Origin of the sequence: Planococcus sp. CP5-4_YE (genome assembly GCF_019042655.1) — a bacterium.
In the GTDB taxonomy this organism is placed as follows: domain Bacteria; phylum Bacillota; class Bacilli; order Bacillales_A; family Planococcaceae; genus Planococcus.
This window is the reverse complement of record NZ_JAHPZO010000001.1, coordinates 301,143-318,867: the sequence shown is the minus strand read 5'-3', so window position 1 is coordinate 318,867 and position 17,725 is coordinate 301,143. Positions and strand designations below refer to the sequence as shown.

Sequence of the window (17,725 nt, the reverse complement as noted above, 5' to 3'; positions counted from 1 at the left end):
AATAGAAATGGCAATCCGTGAAATAGTGAAACACCCCAATGAAGTATTAGAAACCCCGTGCAAGACGGTCACCGAATTTGACCGCGAGCTTGCTGTCTTGTTGGATGATATGCACGAGACGATGATCGAGGCGGACGGCGTCGGCATTGCTGCGCCGCAGGTAGGCGTTTTGAAGCGCGTCGCGATTGTTGATTTTCAGGAAGGGCAAGAGCCGATCGAAATGATCAACCCGGAACTCGCACTGTTTGAAGGAAAAGAGACGGATATCGAAGGCTGCTTAAGCTTCCCGGGTATTTTTGGTGAAGTCGAACGCCACGGCCACATTAAAATTAAAGCCCAGGAACGCGATGGCTCCTGGTATGAGCTGGAGGCGGAAGGCTACGAAGCACGCGCCATCCTTCACGAAATGGACCATTTGGACGGCGTGCTGTTCACGAGCAAAATCGAGAAATATGTCACTCAGGAAGAATTGGATGAAATGATCCGCCAGCAGGAAGAGGAGGATTTGCTTTGACCAAAATTGTTTTCATGGGAACGCCTGCATTTTCGGCTCCAATCCTGAAGATGCTTGCAGAAGAAGGATACGACATCGTTTCGGTCGTCACACAGCCAGACCGCCCTGTCGGCAGGAAGAAAATCCTGACGCCGACGCCGGTGAAAGAACAAGCGTTAGAACTCGGCTTGCCGGTATACCAACCGGAAAAACTGAAAGATCCCGAACAAGCGCAAAAAATTCTTGACCTGCAGCCAGACTTGATCGTGACGGCAGCTTTCGGCCAGATTTTGCCAACCGCCATACTCGAAGCCCCGAAACTCGGTGCTATCAATGTACATGCTTCGCTGCTTCCAGAATACCGAGGCGGTGCGCCGATCCACCAGGCAATCATCGATGGCAAAACAGAAACCGGTGTGACGATCATGTACATGGTAGACCGTTTGGATGCGGGGGATATCATTTCGCAAAAATCGGTGCCAATCGAAGAAACGGACCATACAGGCAGTATGTTCGAAAAATTGAGTGCGGCAGGAATGGAATTATTGAAAGAAACCTTGCCGTCGATCATTGACGGGACCAATCCGCGGATTCCGCAGGACGAGGAGCACGTCACGTTTGCGCGCAATATTTCAAGAGAACAGGAACGCATCGATTGGAACAAATCCGCACACGATATCTATAACCAAGTGCGCGGGTTGCATCCATGGCCGGTCGCGTTCACTACGTTGGAAGACGCCAATGTTAAAGTGTGGTGGGCGGAAATCGCCGACAGCAAAAAAACCGGCGCGCCGGGTGAAATCGTCGAATTGACAAAGGATGCCATTATCGTCCAAACCGGCGAAGGCACACTTGCCATCAAGGAATTGCAGCCGGCCGGGAAAAAACGCATGACGGCTGAAGATCATCTTCGTGGGCCGAAATTACAGGCAGGGGACCGATTCGAATGAAAAACAAAAAAATCCACGGCAATGTAAGAGATGCGGCGTTGTCGATTCTCTATGCCGTGGAAAACAAACAGGCATATAGCAACCTCTTATTGAATACGACAATGGACAGCTATGGCATTTCCGCCAAAAATAAGGGTTTATTGACGGAAATCACTTATGGTACGCTGCAGCATCAAATGACCTTGGATTATTATTTAGAACCGTATATTAAAGGCAAACTCGACCCATGGGTGCGGACGCTTCTGCGCTTATCGCTCTATCAGATCGTTTATCTGGACCGCATCCCTTTCCATGCCGTTATCAACGAAGCGGTGGAAATCGCCAAACGGCGCGGACACGGGGGCATTGCGTCTGTTGTCAACGGTATTTTGCGCTCCGTCCAACGATCTGGCGTGCGTTCATTTAATGAAATCGCCGATCCGATCGAAAAGATTTCCATCGAAACAAGCCACCCTGCATGGATGATCAAGCGCTGGTCTGAACAATTCGGTATGCAAAAAGCGCGTGAAATGGCACTTGAGAATAACAAAGCGCCACTTCAGACGGTGCGCGTCAATACCGTCCAGGCGAGTCCTGATGAAGTGATTGAAATGCTTGAGTCGGAAGGACTGAATGCTGAACCGAGCAAGATCATCCCGGAATGCCTTATCGTCACGGGTGGGCAGCCGGTGCGCACGCAAACCTTTGAAAAAGGCTTTATCACTATACAAGACGAAAGTTCGATGCTGCCAGCTTACGCATTGCAAGTCGAACCCGGCATGAAAGTGCTGGACATGTGCGCGGCGCCTGGCGGGAAGACGACCCACATCGCCGAAAAGCTTGAAGGACATGGGGCGGTACTGGCGATGGATTTGCACGCCCATAAAGTCAAATTGATTGAAGAAACCGCAAAACGCTTGGGCCACCAGACCATTGAGACCACAGTGGGAGACGGCCGGGAAAGCAGCGAACGTTTCGGCGAAGAAAAATTTGACCGGATCCTGGTGGATGCACCTTGCAGTGGGCTCGGCGTCATCAAGCGCAAGCCGGATATCAAATACACGAAAACGCCAGGTGATTTCGGGCGCTTGCAGACGATTCAACTTGCGCTTCTCGATGAAGCGGTGAAGTTGTTGAAGCCAGGCGGCATTCTCGTCTACAGCACGTGTACGGTCGATACCGAAGAGAACCGCGGAACTGCCGAGAAATTCATGAATACACATCCGCAAATGGAACAGATCCCTGCTGAATTGCCTGCCGCTTTCAAAAGCAAAGGCCAGGGCTTCGTCCAGGTATTCCCGCAGGATTTCGGGAGTGACGGATTTTTTATCGCAAGCTTCAGAAAAACCGACGGCACGCGTGCCGAAAGCTAAAAAACGGGGTGTCCACTATTGTTTCAGTATGTAATTGAAAGCGATACCGGTAGAAAAAGGGAAGTCAATGAAGACCGCGTCGCTGTGCTCAAACGCCCTGGTGGATTATTGCTCGCCCTTGTCGCAGACGGCATGGGCGGCCATAATGCAGGAGACGTTGCGAGCCGGATGGCGGTTGATGAACTCGGCAGAAGGTTCATGGAAGCGGACGAAAAAACGTTCGAGACGACAGAAGAAAAGACAGCTTGGCTATCTGGCCAAGTGTTGCAAGTCAACCGGCTTGTTTATGAACATTCCATCACCCATAGCGAATGCAAAGGGATGGGAACGACTCTGATCGCAGCATTGATTGAAGAGGATGATTGCGTGCTGTGCCATATCGGCGACAGCCGTGCGTATGTCATCGGCCCGTCGATGGCGCAAGTGACGCGGGATCATTCCTATGTCAACGTGCTCGTCGATAACGGGGAAATTACCCAACAGCAGGCGGAAGACCATCCGAAGAAAAACTGGATCCTGCGCTCACTTGGCACGGAGCCGGACATCGAGCGGGAAATGCATCATTTTTCTCTCGCGGGTACTTCCTACTTCCTGATTTGCACAGACGGCTTGAGCAATAAGTTGAGCGAGCGGGAAATGTCGTCGATTGTACGTTCGAAAGCTTCACTTTCCCAAAAAGGCAAAGCCTTGATTGCGCTGGCCAATGACCTCGGCGGAGAAGACAATATATCATTTGTATTGTTGACGGCGCTTGGTGAGGAGGTGTAGCGATGTTAATCGGAAAACGAATCAATGGCCGCTATAAAGTACTTGAAGCGATCGGCAGCGGAGGGATGTCCAATGTCTATTTAGCACATGATATGATTCTAGATCGTGATGTCGCCATTAAAGTACTGCGCTATGACTTCAACAATGAAGAAGAATTGCGGCGCCGCTTCAAGCGTGAGGCATTGTCCTCGACAAGCCTTGGGCACCCGAACATCGTCAGTATTTTCGATGTTGGGGAAGACAATGACTTGCCATATCTCGTTATGGAATATGTACCGGGCGATACATTAAAGGAATATATCATCAAACATTCCCCAGTTGAACCGGAACGTGCAGTGGAAATCATGTCGCAATTGGCTACGGCTCTCGCACATGCCCATCACAATCATATCGTCCACCGGGATATCAAGCCGCAAAATGTGCTGGTTGATGAAGATGGTAATGTTAAAATTTCCGATTTCGGTATAGCCATGGCATTGAGCGCTACTTCCTATACGCAGACCAATTCCGTGCTCGGCACCGTGCATTACCTATCGCCAGAGCAGGCAAGAGGTGGCATGGCCAATAAAAAGTCCGATATTTACTCGCTGGGCATTGTCATGTACGAATTGTTGACGGGAAAGCTTCCGTTTTCAGGGGAGTCGGCTGTAGCGATCGCTTTGAAGCATTTGCAGACGGATACGCCTTCTTTAAAGGCTAGCGTTCCCGACCTGCCGCAAAGCTTGGAAAATATCGTGTTGAAAGCAACCGCCAAAAATCCGCAGTATCGCTATGCATCAGCCGATGAAATGGCACAAGACCTTGCGACAGCCTTGACACCAGAACGTCTGAGCGAACCGAAATTTGCGGTGCCTGTAGATGAAGGGGAGACCCGGGCAATGCCGGCCATCAAAGATTCGGGCACATACGAACAGGCAGATGCGACTAAAACGATGGCGCTGCCGATTAAAGAAAATCAACAAGCGCCGAAAAAGCCGGCTGATAAGAAAAAACGCAAGAAGATACCGATCGTCTTGGCGATTATTGCAGCTTTGGTATTAATTGGCTTGATTCTGGCATTTGCTTTTCCTGAATTGTTTCAGCCGCGGCAAGTAGCTGTCCCAGACGTATCCGGCATGGAACGGGAAGCAGCACACGAAGAGCTAACCGCTGCAGGTTTTGTCGTTGAGGAAGAATCGGAACAATTCTCAGAAGAAGTTGATGACAATCATGTGATCCGCACCATCCCAGAAGCAGGGAAAATGCGAGATCCAGAGTCAAGCATCAGCTTGTTCATTAGCATGGGCAAAGAAACAACCGAGTTTGGTGATTATGTCGGCGACTCGTTTGAACAGGCACAGCGTATGCTAGACGGAACGAATTTTCCTTCGCCGGATGTGCGTGAGGAATTTTCCGATGAAGCGCCCGGCACGATCTTGAGCCAAGTTCCTGAAGCGGGAACCGAAGTTGTCATCAGTGAAACGGAGATTGAATTTGTTGTCAGCAAAGGGCCGGACATGCGCGAAGTGGAAGATTTGAGCGGCTACGGCGAAGCCGAATTGAACGAATACGCCCGTTCATCAGGATTCAATATCCGCATCGTCCGTGAAGAAGAATCCGATACTGTGGAAGCAGGATTAGTGCTGTCACAGAATGTCGCTGGCGGGGAGATGCTCGAAGTCGGAAGCACGATTGAAGTCGTGTTGTCTTCTGGCAGTGCGGAACTTCCGGTGAACACTTACGTCGAAACCGTGGAAATTCCTTACGAGCCGTCAGAGCCTGCAGAAGAAGGCGAAGACCCAGTCGAGCAGACAATCCGCGTCTATATTCAGGACCAGAACCAAACTATGGTCGAACCAGTCGAGGAATTCACCATCACAGAAACGACCGAACATCAGCTTGAAATGCAGATTGTCGAAGGTGGCAGTGCTTCTTATCGGATTGTCAGGGATGCAACGATTATCCTGGAAAAGACAGTGGACTACGAGAACGCAGATTAAGGAAATTTCAATAAAGGATAAGGGGTGGTGCTATGCCGAAAGGTCAGATCAGAAAAGCCTTGAGCGGATTCTATTATGTATTGGATGAAGATGGGCATCGTTATGTGCAATGCCGTGGCCGGGGTGTTTTCCGCAACCGCCAAATCACGCCGCTTGTTGGGGATTTCGTCGAGTATAAAGCGGATAATGACCGAGAAGGAACGATACTCGATATCGAAGAGCGCAAAAACGAACTAGTGCGTCCGCCAATCGCCAATATCGACCAGGCAATTTTAGTATTTTCAGCGAAGCAGCCTGATTTTCATCCATTGCTTTTGGACCGTTTTCTCGTAGCGGTTGAATCGTTCGATATTCAACCGGTTATTTGCCTGACAAAAACCGACTTAATGTCCGAATCAGAGCGAACAGCGCTAGACCGTTATGCGGATGAGTACCGGACAATCGGCTACGAGGTCATTGAATCGTTTATAGACGATCCGAGCTTGCAGGCACGGCTAATACCGGTGCTTGAAGGCAAAACGAGTGTTCTGGCAGGACAATCGGGTGTCGGCAAGTCAACTTTACTGAATACCATTTTGCCGTCGTTGAAGCTAAAGACCGATGACATTTCGCAAGCCTTAAACCGTGGTAAGCATACGACGCGCCATGTGGAATTGATTGAAGTGAACGGCGGCTTGTTGGCGGATACACCGGGATTCAGCTCGTTTGATTTTGAACAGCTGGAGAAAGAACAATTGTCAGCATGCTTCCCGGAAATGGAGGAGCGCGCAGGCGGCTGTAAATTCCGCGAATGTCTGCATTTAAACGAACCGAAATGTGCCATTAAAAAAGCGGTGCAGGCAGGGGATATCCCGGAATATCGCTATAAGCATTACTTGAAATTTTTGGAAGAAATAATGAATCGAAAGCCGAGGTATTCACATGATTAAAATCGCACCGTCTATTTTAGCAGCAGATTTTGCAAAACTGGGTCAAGAAGTACAGGAAGTAGAGAAAGCTGGAGCGGATTGGATCCATATTGATGTCATGGACGGCCACTTTGTCCCGAATATCACAATGGGGCCGATTGTGGTCAGTGCTCTGCGCCCATTGACAGAGCTTCCACTCGATGTCCATTTGATGATTGAGAATCCGGACCGTTATATCGAGGATTTTGCCAAGGCAGGAGCGGATTATATTACCGTTCATGTTGAAGCATGCCCACATCTTCACCGCACCATCCAATTGATTCGTTCGTTCGGCGTCAAGCCTGGTGTCGTCTTGAACCCGCACACACCGATCGAAACGATTCAGCATGTTCTTGAAGATATCGACTTAGTGCTGTTTATGACCGTTAACCCTGGCTTTGGCGGACAGAAGTTCATCCATTCGGTGGTGCCGAAAGTTGCGGCATTGTCGCAACTGATTAACGAAAAGGGCTTGTCTGTCGATATCCAGATCGACGGCGGCATCAATGAAGAAACGATTGTTCCGTGCGCTCAAGCAGGGGCGAATATTTTTGTGGCCGGTTCTGCCATTTTTGGCAAACAAGACCGCACACAAGCTCTGCAGGCAATCAAAAAAGCGGGGCAAGGAGTTATCTCGTGATTGTGGTAGTTACAGCAGGAGGTCCGGCAGACGAATTGCCGGACCTTTCTTCATATGAAGGGGCATCGTATATCGGAGTGGATGCAGGGGTGATGACATTGCTCAGTTTGGGAATCGAACCGGTGGAAGCAGTCGGGGATTTTGATTCGGTGACAGACAACGAGTATGCAAAAATCCGCTCGGCTTTTCCGTCACTTGAACGGTCGCCGGCGGAAAAAGATGAATCGGATACAGAATTGGCGTTGAATAAAGCGATGCAATACAACCCGGACACTGTCATCGTCACCGGCGTGACCGGTGGCAGGCTCGACCATTATATGGCCGCCTTGCACATCGTCTTTGCCTACCAAAGAAGCTATCCGAAAATCGATTTCATGATCGTGAATAAGCAGAACCGCATCCGTTTCATGGATCCTGGAACATATCGCCTGGAAGCCGATCAAGCTTTCAAATACGTTTCCTTTTATCCGTTCGCAGAAGAAGTGGGCGGCTTCACGATAGATGGGGTTAAATATCCAGTGACAGAGGAGCGGATTCCGTTCGGCTCGACACGCTTTATCAGCAATGAATTGCTGGACGATGCCAAGCTTGAATTCACGGGCGGCCATTTAATCGTCATCGAAAGTTCAGATTGAACGCACGAAAAAATGCCAGGCTGACGAATGTCAGACCTGGCATTATTCATGAGCGGTTTAGACGCGCTCAACTTTTCCTGATTTCAATGCTCTCGCGGAAACCCATACACGTTTCGGCTTGCCGTCTACAAGGATGCGAACTTTTTGAAGGTTTGCTCCCCATGTACGTTTTGTCGAGTTCAACGCGTGTGAACGGCTGTTTCCTGCACGAGCTTTACGTCCAGATACTGCACATACTTTTGGCATGTAAGTCCCTCCTCACAAGTGAAGCTGAAAATTATAATAGAATTTCAGTTCGTTTTTCGTTTCACATACTTTAATAATTTACCATAGAAAAAAGACAGGCGCAAGTGAAATTCACAGCCTTTCAAGAAAAAAACCTTTACAGGCTAAAACGTTGGCTTTTCTTATAAAGGGCTTTCATGTAGAATGAAAAGAGTGAAATAGGACTCGAGGAGGAATTTTAATGTCGATTGAGTTGAACAATGAATATGGTCAAATCGATATTTCCAATGATGTGATAGCCCAAATAGCCGGCGGCGCTGCAATCGAATGCTACGGCATCGTAGGGATGGCAACCAAACACCAGATCCGCGATGGCCTCACGGACATTCTCCGCAAAGAAAACTTTGCCAAAGGAGTCCTTGTGCGCCAGGAAGATGGCGATTTGGTCATTGATATGTACGTAATCATCAGCTACGGAACGAAAATTTCGGAAGTGGCGTATCAAGTCCAATCCAAAGTAAAATATACAATTACAAAAACATTGGGCATGCCGGTTAAAGCGGTAAACATTTATGTCCAGGGCGTTCGTGTGACGAACCCGTAAGAGGAGGAAAAATCGGTTATGAAGTCATTAAACGGAGTGAAATTCGCTGAGATGGTGCAGATGGGTTCGCACCATCTATACCAGAATGCGGATTATGTAGATGCATTGAACGTCTTCCCGGTGCCGGACGGCGATACTGGGACGAACATGAATTTATCGATGACATCGGGCGCTAAAGAAACAGAGGCCCATGCCCAAGAACATATCGGGAAAACAGCAAGCGCTTTATCGAAAGGCCTGCTGATGGGAGCACGCGGCAACTCGGGCGTCATTTTATCCCAATTGTTCCGTGGATTCGGAAAATTCATCGCTGATGAACCTGAACTATCAGCAAAAAAATTGGCGGAAGCGCTGCAACATGGCGTTGAGACCGCCTATAAAGCTGTTATGAAACCGGTTGAAGGCACCATTTTGACGGTTGCTAAAGACGCAGCAGCTAAAGGCATGAGCCTGGCAGACAGTGAGGACGATATCATTGTATTGTTCGAAGCAGTCGTCACTGAAGCGAAAGCATCGCTTGAAAGAACACCGGACCTATTGCCAGTGCTAAAGGAAGTTGGAGTCGTCGACAGCGGCGGGCAAGGCCTCGTCTATGTCTATGAAGGCTTCCTTGCCTCATTGAAAGGCGAAGCATTGCCTGAGAAGCATATCGACAATTCGATGGATGATCTGGTCAGCGCTGAGCATCATAAGAACATCGCTGGCTTCATGAACACGGAAGATATCGAATTCGGCTATTGCACGGAATTCATGGTCAAATTCGAAGACGATAAACGCTCGTTCAACGAAGCGGCGTTCCGGACAGATTTGAGCGCTTACGGTGATTCACTTCTGGTCATTTCAGATGATGAAATCGCGAAAATCCATATCCACTCCGAAGAGCCTGGGAAAGTCCTTACATACGGCCAGGAATACGGAAGCCTGATCAGCATGAAGATCGAAAACATGCGCCAGCAGCATACCGATATTGTCGGCGAAGGCCATAAAAAGACTGCGGCAGTTGAAGAAGCGAAGCATCCATATGCGATCGTCACGGTCGCGATGGGCGAAGGCGTAGCGGAATTGCTCCGTTCGATCGGCGCTTCCTACGTCATCGAAGGCGGCCAGACGATGAACCCGTCAACGGAAGATATCGTCAATGCGGTCCGTTCGATCGGCGCAGAGCGCGTGCTGATTTTGCCGAACAATAAAAACATTATCATGGCAGCGGAACAAGCTGCAGAGCTTCTTGATATCGAAGCAGCCGTCGTTCCGACAAAAGATGTCCCGCAAGGCATGTCGGCACTTCTCGCTTTCAATCCGGAAGCCGCCGTCGCAGACAACCAACAAGCGATGGGGGATGCAATCAAGCACGTCAAGTCGGGGTCGGTGACTTTTGCAGTGCGCGATACATCGATTGACGGCGTCTCCATCAAGAAAGACGATTTCATGGGAATTTCAGAAGGCAAGATTGTCGTGTCGGATGAAAGCCTTGAAAAAGTCACAGAAGAATTATGCAAAAAGCTGGTCGATGCTGATGCAGAGATTGTCACGATCCTCTTTGGCGAGGATGTCAGTGAGGCGGATGCCGAAAAGCTCGGTTCATTCATCGAATCTTTGAACGGCGACGTCGAAGTGGAAATCCACAACGGCAAGCAGCCGCTTTATCCATATATTCTCGCAGTTGAATAATGTTAGGCGGAGGTCCGGGAACAAGACACCGGGCTTCCGCTTTTTTATTTTTCCACAATAGAAAAGTGCAAAATGGCTCCTAACAAGAAAAGCTTTGATGAGTAGTTGGAAAAGCCCACGATTAAAACAATGTATGCGCTTTATTATCTTTGTTTCCACGGTGCTTTTCATGTAAAATGAAATTATACGACACGGAAAGTGAGGGGTTTGAGCATGAAGTTCAAATCTGTTTTTGATATAATCGGCCCGGTAATGATTGGGCCATCATCTTCGCATACAGCGGGGGCCGCACGCATCGGCAGGGTGGCACGGGATTTATTTGGCCGTCAGCCGAAATGGGCTAGGATTCATTTATACGGTTCTTTTGCCGAGACTTATAAAGGACACTCGACGGACGTTGCGATCGTCGGTGGTTTATTGGATTATGATACCTTCGATGAACGCATCAAAACCGCTTTTGAAGAAGCGGAAAAGCTCGGCATGAGCTATGAATTCATCGCAGAAACAGGAAATGTCGATCATCCGAATACGGCGCGCATCGTCATCGGAGATGAAAAATCCGAAATGTCGATGATGGGGATTTCCATCGGCGGCGGCAAGATCGAAATTACGGAACTGAACGGGTTCCCACTCAGGCTATCCGGCAACCACCCGGCGATTCTCGTCGTCCATGACGACCGCTCCGGCTGTATCGCAAATGTAGCGAATTGTTTATATAAATACGACATCAACATCGGCCATATGGAAGTTTCCCGCAAAGAACGCGGGGATATGGCGTTGATGGTCATCGAAGTCGATCAGACAGTCGATCAAGAAGTGATGGGCGAATTGCGCGAGTTGCCGAATATTACGCAAGTCACGCGCATCGCCGACTAAACTGGAGGTAAGAGAAATGGATGTTCTATTCCGAAATGTAAGGGAGCTCGTCGAACGAGCGGAGAAAGAGGGCAAGCTCATTTCCGAGATCATGATCGAGCAGGAGATGCTCATCACAGATCGTTCGCGGGAAGATATCATGCAACAGATGGAGCGCAATTTGACCGTCATGGAAGAAGCGGTTGAGAAAGGCTTGCAAGGCGTTCATTCGGTTTCCGGTTTGACCGGAGGCGACGCAGTGTTGCTTCAAAAATACATGCAGCAAGGCAATAGCCTATCCGGAGATCTTCTGCTTGATGCCGTCAGCAAAGCTGTTGCGACCAATGAAGTGAACGCAGCGATGGGCACGATATGTGCGACACCGACCGCAGGATCTGCAGGTGTGGTGCCCGGAACATTGTTTGCCGTGAAGAATAAATTGAATCCGACGCGCGAACAGATGATTCGCTATCTATTTACATCCGGCGCCTTCGGTTTTGTCGTTGCCAATAATGCCTCGATTTCAGGAGCAGCTGGTGGGTGCCAGGCGGAAGTTGGCTCTGCAGCGGCAATGGCATCTGCCGCAATCATCGAGATGGCCGGTGGCACGCCTCAGCAAAGTTCTGAAGCTTTCGCTATTACCTTGAAAAATATGCTCGGTCTAGTCTGCGACCCTGTGGCGGGGCTCGTGGAAGTGCCATGCGTGAAACGCAATGCGATGGGTGCATCCAATGCGGTAGTTGCTGCCGATATGGCGCTCGCTGGCGTAACCAGCCGAATCCCGTGCGACGAAGTCATCAGCGCGATGTTCGAAATCGGGCAAGCAATGCCTAGCGCGTTCCGTGAAACGGCAAAAGGTGGATTGGCCGCGACGCCGACTGGCAAATGGCTTGAATCGAAAATCTTCGGTGGCTCGGTAGTCGGCAGTGGACAATAAAGCACCCGTCTCTTCATTGAAAGGGGTCGGGAAGCAAGCGGCTGAAACCTTGCGGGACATGAAAATCGAAAGTCTAGAAGACTTGATCATGACCTTTCCGTATCGCCACGAGGATTTTCAGCTCAAGGATCTGGCTGAAACGCCCCATAATGAACGGGTAACGGTGGAGGGAAGGGTCGAAAATGAGCCTTCCGTCCTTTTTTTAGGGAAAAATAAATCGCGGACGACCGTGACAGTGCTCGTCGGGCGCCACCTCGTCAAAGCGGTGTTCTTCAACCAACATTATGTGAAAGCCAAACTGCAAATCGGTGCTGTCGTCACCTTGACAGGCAAATGGGACCGTGGCCGTCAATTGATCACCGTCTCCAGCCATTCAATTGGGCCACGTACTGACGGTGCGGATTTCGAGCCGGTTTATAGCTTGAAGGGCTCGATGCACCAGAAGACTTTTCGAAAGTTGATGCGCCAGGCGTTGGATGCGACGAAAGGCGGCTTGCAGGATTGTTTGCCCGCTTCTCTCCGGGCGGAATACCAATTGCTGCCGTTTGAACAAGCGCTTGAGACTGTCCATTTTCCAGAAGATGCGGCATCACTCAAACAAGCTCGCCGGCGTTTTGTCTACGAAGAGCTCTTGCAGTTTCAATTGAAGATGCAAGCGTTGCGCAAGAAAAACCGTGAAGCGGAAGGCGGTTCATTCATCGATTACGATCTTGTGCGTTTGAAAGCATTCATCGATGCCTTGCCATTCGATTTGACCAGTGCGCAAAAACGTGTCGTCAATGAAATCTGCCGTGATATGAAAGAGCCGTTCCGGATGAACCGCTTATTGCAAGGGGATGTCGGTTCCGGCAAAACGGTCGTGGCTGCGATTGCTTTATATGCCGCTGTGACGGCAGGCAAACAAGGGGCTCTTATGGCACCGACCGAGATCCTTGCCGAGCAGCATGCCAATACACTCGAGGAATGGTTCCGGCCCTTTGATGTCAGCGTCGCTTTATTGACAGGATCAGTCAAGGGAAAGCGGCGCAAGGAAGTGTTGAAGCGCTTAGTAGATGGCGAAATCGACATTTTGATCGGAACCCATGCGTTGATCCAGCCAGAAGTGTTGTTCAAAAGTTTAGGGTTGGTCATTACCGATGAACAACATCGCTTCGGCGTGGATCAACGGCGTGTTTTGAAAGATAAGGCCTTGAACCCAGATGTCTTGTTCATGACCGCGACGCCGATTCCACGGACACTTGCGATTTCCGCTTTCGGTGAAATGGACGTTTCGATTATCGACGAAATGCCGGCTGGGCGAAAAGAAATCGAAACCTATTGGATGAAAAAAGAAATGTTCGGAAAAATCATTGGCCGTATGGAAAAAGAATTGCAGGCTGGTCGCCAAGCATATGTCATTGCTCCGCTGATTGAAGAATCCGAAACATTGGAATACCAAAATGCAGTGGAACTTTACCAGCAATTGACGATGTATTTTGAAAGCCGCCATACCGTGGGGTTAATGCATGGCCGCCTCCATCCAGATGAGAAAGAGCAGACAATGCGCGAATTTGCGGAAGGAGAAATTGCAGTGCTCGTGTCGACGACCGTTGTTGAAGTCGGCGTGAACGTCCCGAATGCGTCATTCATGCTGATTTATGATGCTGAGCGCTTCGGTTTATCCCAACTCCATCAATTGCGCGGACGCGTTGGGCGTGGCAGCGAGCAGTCCTATTGCGTGCTACTAGCAGATCCGAAGACGGAAATTGGTAAAGAGCGCATGAATTCGATGACGGAAACGAATGACGGCTTTATCCTTGCCGAAAAGGATCTCGAGCTGCGCGGGCCTGGCGATTTCTTCGGCCGCAAGCAAAGCGGCATTCCGGAATTCCGCATGGCGGATCTGGTCCATGATTACCGTGCGCTGGAAGCGGCGAGAAAAGACGCGGAAGCATTGATCGCAAGTGAATCGTTTTGGGTCTCGGATGAAACGAAATGCCTGCGGGCGATGCTCGAAGATTCAGGCATTCTTGAAGGCGGAAGACTAGATTAGAATGCAGGGAGACCGATTTTCCTTGCATTCTTTTTTTGTTGTTTATATACTCATATTAGTACCAAGTGCTAATAGCGGGCGGTGACATAGTGAGAAAACCTAAAAAAGAGCGGCAGGCTGCGCTGAAATCCTCAATCAAAGACAACCCGTTCGTGACCGATGAAGAATTGTCGGCAGAGTTTGGCGTCAGTGTCCAGACAATCCGTCTTGACAGAATGGAGCTTTCGATTCCTGAACTGAGGGAGCGCATAAAGCATGTTGCCGAGAAGACTTTTGACGATGAAGTGAAATCTCTGCCGATTGACGAAGTGATCGGCGAGATTATCGATATAGAATTGGACAATAAAGCCATTTCGATTTTTGATGTCAAACCGGAACATGTTTTCCAGCGCAATAGAATTGCCAGGGGGCATCATTTGTTTGCGCAGGCAAATTCCTTGGCAGTGGCAGTGATGAATGAAGAATTGGCGTTGACGGTGAAATCGGAATTGCAATTTTTGAAGCCGGTTAAAGCTGGACAACGGGTCGTTGCGAAAGCGCAAGTGACCGACAGGCAGCCGCAAAAGCATCGCGCATTCGTCAAAGTGGTGTCGACGGTGGACCAGGCAGTAGTTTTTATCGGGACATTTGAAATGTACCGCATGACTGAACAAAGTGAAGGTGACAATTCGTGAAAATAGCGATTGATGCAATGGGCGGGGACAACGCCCCGAAGGAAATTATCGATGGTGTCAAACAAGCGCTCGAAGCATTTAACGACGTAGAGATTGTGCTTTACGGGCAACAGGATAAAATCACCGAATACATAAAACCGCAAGACCGTTTGACCATTATCCAGTGCGCTGAAGTAATCGAATCGGAAGACGACCCGGTCCGTTCAGTGCGCCGCAAAAAAGATGCATCCATGGTCCGCATGGCTGAAGCGGTCAAAGAAGGGGCTGCAGACGCGGCGGTTTCTGCAGGCAATACAGGAGCCCTTATGTCAGCCGGCTTATTTATTGTCGGCCGCATCGACGGTGTCGACCGTCCGGCGCTTGCGCCGACCTTGCCGACAATGGACGGGAAAGGCTTCCTCATGCTGGACCTCGGCGCAAATGCCGATGCCAAGCCGGAGCATCTTGTGCAATACGCCATCATGGGCAGCATTTATGCCGAAAAAGTGAGAGGCATCAGCAATCCGACAGTCGGCTTGCTGAATATTGGAACAGAAGAGAAAAAAGGCAATGAACTGACCAAAGCGGCATTTCCGTTGCTTAAAGAAGCGCCAGTGAACTTCATTGGAAACGTAGAGTCGCGCGACTTGCTGAACGGCGCTGCTGATGTAGTGGTCACTGACGGCTTTACCGGCAATATGGTCTTGAAGACGATCGAAGGGACGGCGATGAATGTATTCGCGATGATCAAAGATGTCTTTATGGCTTCGACTAAAACTAAAATAGCGGCGATGCTCGTGAAAAATGATTTGAGCGCGTTAAAAGGCATGCTGGATTACAGCGAGTACGGCGGCGCAGGATTATTCGGGCTAAAGGCGCCGGTCATCAAAGCGCACGGTTCATCTAATGGCACTGCATTTTATAACGCCATCCGCCAGGCGCGGACAATGGTCGAGCACGACGTTGCCGGCAAGATTTACAGTACCTTGAAGGAGGAACAATCGTCATGAGAAAGCAAATCGCATTTATTTATCCTGGGCAAGGCTCACAGGCAGTGGGCATGGGCGAAAGCTTTCTGGAAGACGACAAAAGCCGCCAATTTTACGAAAGCGCAGACCAAGTGCTTGGAATGGGTTTGTCGAAATTGATGCTCGAAGGCCCGCAGGAAGAATTGACCTTGACTTATCACGCACAACCGGCGCTTTTAACTGTCAGCTCAATGATCACGGAACGATTGATCCGTGCAGGTATCCGACCGGATTATACAGCTGGGCATAGCCTTGGTGAATACAGTGCCCTTGTCGCTTCGAATGTCCTGGAATTTCCGAAAGCGGTGGAAGTTGTCCATAAGCGTGGATTGTTCATGAATGAAGCAGTGCCTGCAGGTGAAGGCGCAATGGCCGCCATTTTGGGCATGGATGCAGACAAATTGGAAGAAGTGACGGATGACGCGACCAATAGCGCGGGAGTCGTTCAATTGGCAAACTTGAACTGCCCGGGGCAAATCGTTATTTCCGGAACGAAAGCGGGAGTGGAAAAAGCGTGTGAACTGGCAAAAGAGCGCGGCGCAAAACGTGCCATTCCGCTCGACGTCAGCGGCCCGTTCCATTCAGAATTGATGCGTTCCGCGTCACATGACTTGGCAAAAGTGCTAAGTGATTCATTCTTGCTCAATGCAAAAGTTCCCGTCGTAACAAATTTTAGAGCCGAACCGGAAACAAACGCGACGCAATTGCAGGACATGTTGATCCACCAATTGTACTCGCCAGTTCTATGGGAGCAATCGGTGCGGAAGATGATCGACCTTGGCGTCACTACCTTTATCGAAGTAGGCCCTGGCAAAGTGCTGAGCGGCTTGGTGAAGAAAATCGATCGTTCAGTCACTGTCATTCCGGTCCATGACCTGGCGTCATTCGAAAAAGCGGTAGAGGAGTTGACAACATGAGCAAATTAACTGGAAAAACAGCCATCGTTACAGGGGCATCTCGCGGGATCGGCGCAGCTATCGCCCGGCGCTTTGCTGAAGAAGGCGCAAATATCGTCGTCAATTATAGCGGCAGCCAGGACAAGGCGGAAGCCGTCGTAGCTGAGATCGAACAAGCGGGTGGCAAAGCCATTGCCGTCAAAGCCAATGTCGCAGATGCCGATGCGGTGAAAGCGATGGCGGATGCGGCGATGGAGGAATTCGGCTCGATCGACATCCTTATCAATAATGCCGGCATCACGCGCGACAACTTAATGATGCGCATGAAAGAAGACGAATGGGATGACGTGATCAATACCAATTTGAAAGGCGTTTTCCTGTGCACGAAAGCTGTGACGCGTCAAATGATGAAACAGCGCGCTGGACGCATCGTTAATATTGCCTCGATTGTCGGCGTCATGGGCAATGCAGGACAAGCGAATTACGTAGCAGCGAAAGCGGGTGTCATCGGTTTGACGAAGACCACAGCGAGAGAACTTGCGAGCCGAGGTATTACCGCGAACGCAGTAGCTCCTGGATTCATCACGACCGACATGACTGAAAAGCTCGGTGACGACGTGCAGTCAAGCATGCTTGCCCAAATTCCGCTCGCCCGTTTTGGCGCACCGGAAGATGTGGCGAATGCGGCGTTGTTCCTGGCTTCGGACGAAGCAAATTATGTAACCGGCCAGACTTTGCATCTGGATGGCGGCATGGTCATGTAGTTCATAATTATGTATACTCATTTGAGGGGAGGTGACGGCATTGTCAACAGTATTGGAACGTGTAACCAAAGTAATCGTAGATCGTCTTGGTGTGGAAGAAAGCGAAGTGAAACCTGAAGCATCTTTCACAAACGACCTTGGAGCGGACTCATTGGATGTAGTTGAATTGGTCATGGAGCTAGAAGACGAATTCGATATGGAAATCTCTGATGAAGATGCAGAAGGAATGGCAACAGTAGGCGACGCAGTAACTTACATCGAAAAAAAACAAGCTTAAGTTGAATAAACGGGATCCG

General features: G+C 49.7%; 19 protein-coding genes. 18 read left to right on the top strand and 1 reads right to left on the bottom strand.

Translation table 11 applies throughout. The features are described from left to right. The first annotated feature begins 7 nt into the window (after window positions 1-7). The 8 genes from def to KTG14_RS01575 are packed head-to-tail and all read left to right on the top strand — an operon-like array spanning window position 8 to window position 7,764. Window positions 8-514 (top strand): peptide deformylase, encoded by a 507-nt coding sequence (def, locus tag KTG14_RS01610; protein WP_216968760.1) that lies wholly within the window; start codon window positions 8-10, stop codon window positions 512-514. Further along, on the top strand, window positions 511-1,443 hold the full coding sequence (gene fmt, locus KTG14_RS01605; RefSeq protein WP_216968757.1) for a methionyl-tRNA formyltransferase: 933 nt from the start codon (window positions 511-513) through the stop codon (window positions 1,441-1,443). Before def ends, fmt begins: the two co-directional genes overlap by 4 nt. After that, window positions 1,440-2,795 carry a 16S rRNA (cytosine(967)-C(5))-methyltransferase RsmB gene (gene rsmB / locus KTG14_RS01600; protein ID WP_216968756.1) on the top strand — a complete coding sequence of 452 codons (1,356 nt, stop codon included), beginning with the start codon at window positions 1,440-1,442 and terminating at the stop codon, window positions 2,793-2,795. The genes fmt and rsmB overlap by 4 nt, the downstream gene beginning before the upstream one ends. An 18-nt stretch (window positions 2,796-2,813) precedes the next feature. Then, window positions 2,814-3,563, top strand: coding sequence for a Stp1/IreP family PP2C-type Ser/Thr phosphatase (locus KTG14_RS01595; RefSeq protein ID WP_216968754.1), 750 nt, complete (start codon window positions 2,814-2,816; stop codon window positions 3,561-3,563). A gap of 2 nt (window positions 3,564-3,565) precedes the next feature. After that, a complete protein-coding gene (gene pknB / locus KTG14_RS01590; protein ID WP_216968753.1) occupies window positions 3,566-5,542 on the top strand; it encodes a Stk1 family PASTA domain-containing Ser/Thr kinase in 1,977 nt (658 codons plus the stop codon). 32 nt (window positions 5,543-5,574) lie between these two features. After that, a complete protein-coding gene (rsgA, locus tag KTG14_RS01585; RefSeq protein ID WP_216968751.1) occupies window positions 5,575-6,471 on the top strand; it encodes a ribosome small subunit-dependent GTPase A in 897 nt (298 codons plus the stop codon). Further along, window positions 6,464-7,129 (top strand): ribulose-phosphate 3-epimerase, encoded by a 666-nt coding sequence (gene rpe, locus KTG14_RS01580; protein ID WP_216968749.1) that lies wholly within the window; start codon window positions 6,464-6,466, stop codon window positions 7,127-7,129. Before rsgA ends, rpe begins: the two co-directional genes overlap by 8 nt. After that, window positions 7,126-7,764: a thiamine diphosphokinase gene (locus KTG14_RS01575; protein WP_216968747.1), complete on the top strand. Its 639-nt coding sequence runs from the start codon at window positions 7,126-7,128 to the stop codon at window positions 7,762-7,764. The genes rpe and KTG14_RS01575 overlap by 4 nt, the downstream gene beginning before the upstream one ends. A 57-nt stretch (window positions 7,765-7,821) precedes the next feature. Here KTG14_RS01575 and rpmB read toward each other — a convergent pair whose 3' ends face one another. After that, window positions 7,822-8,010 (bottom strand): 50S ribosomal protein L28, encoded by a 189-nt coding sequence (gene rpmB / locus KTG14_RS01570; RefSeq protein ID WP_058383551.1) that lies wholly within the window; start codon window positions 8,008-8,010, stop codon window positions 7,822-7,824. A 220-nt stretch (window positions 8,011-8,230) separates the two neighbouring features. On the opposite strand from rpmB, the gene KTG14_RS01565 reads away from it, so the two are divergent. The 10 genes from KTG14_RS01565 to KTG14_RS01520 all read left to right on the top strand — a co-directional run bounded on the left by KTG14_RS01565 (window position 8,231) and on the right by KTG14_RS01520 (window position 17,706). Next, a complete protein-coding gene (locus KTG14_RS01565) occupies window positions 8,231-8,593 on the top strand; it encodes an Asp23/Gls24 family envelope stress response protein (RefSeq protein ID WP_101190542.1) in 363 nt (120 codons plus the stop codon). 18 nt (window positions 8,594-8,611) lie between these two features. After that, entirely contained in the window at window positions 8,612-10,264 is a 1,653-nt protein-coding gene (locus tag KTG14_RS01560; RefSeq protein ID WP_216968745.1) for a DAK2 domain-containing protein, read from the top strand. Between the two features lie 213 nt (window positions 10,265-10,477). Further along, complete coding sequence (gene sdaAB, locus KTG14_RS01555; protein WP_216968743.1) at window positions 10,478-11,140, top strand: L-serine ammonia-lyase, iron-sulfur-dependent subunit beta; 663 nt, start codon at window positions 10,478-10,480, stop codon at window positions 11,138-11,140. 16 nt (window positions 11,141-11,156) lie between these two features. Continuing rightward, entirely contained in the window at window positions 11,157-12,056 is a 900-nt protein-coding gene (sdaAA, locus tag KTG14_RS01550) for an L-serine ammonia-lyase, iron-sulfur-dependent, subunit alpha (protein ID WP_058383555.1), read from the top strand. Next, window positions 12,046-14,088, top strand: coding sequence for an ATP-dependent DNA helicase RecG (recG, locus tag KTG14_RS01545; protein ID WP_216968741.1), 2,043 nt, complete (start codon window positions 12,046-12,048; stop codon window positions 14,086-14,088). The genes sdaAA and recG overlap by 11 nt, the downstream gene beginning before the upstream one ends. A gap of 89 nt (window positions 14,089-14,177) precedes the next feature. Then, entirely contained in the window at window positions 14,178-14,762 is a 585-nt protein-coding gene (fapR, locus tag KTG14_RS01540) for a transcription factor FapR (protein WP_211654464.1), read from the top strand. Next, window positions 14,759-15,751 carry a phosphate acyltransferase PlsX gene (gene plsX / locus KTG14_RS01535; protein ID WP_216968739.1) on the top strand — a complete coding sequence of 331 codons (993 nt, stop codon included), beginning with the start codon at window positions 14,759-14,761 and terminating at the stop codon, window positions 15,749-15,751. Before fapR ends, plsX begins: the two co-directional genes overlap by 4 nt. Continuing rightward, on the top strand, window positions 15,748-16,686 hold the full coding sequence (gene fabD / locus KTG14_RS01530; RefSeq protein ID WP_216968737.1) for an ACP S-malonyltransferase: 939 nt from the start codon (window positions 15,748-15,750) through the stop codon (window positions 16,684-16,686). The genes plsX and fabD overlap by 4 nt, the downstream gene beginning before the upstream one ends. Further along, window positions 16,683-17,429, top strand: a complete 747-nt coding sequence (gene fabG / locus KTG14_RS01525) for a 3-oxoacyl-[acyl-carrier-protein] reductase (RefSeq protein ID WP_216968735.1) — start codon at window positions 16,683-16,685, stop codon at window positions 17,427-17,429. Before fabD ends, fabG begins: the two co-directional genes overlap by 4 nt. A gap of 40 nt (window positions 17,430-17,469) precedes the next feature. Continuing rightward, complete coding sequence (locus KTG14_RS01520) at window positions 17,470-17,706, top strand: acyl carrier protein (RefSeq protein ID WP_216968733.1); 237 nt, start codon at window positions 17,470-17,472, stop codon at window positions 17,704-17,706. Window positions 17,707-17,725: the final 19 nt, after the last annotated feature.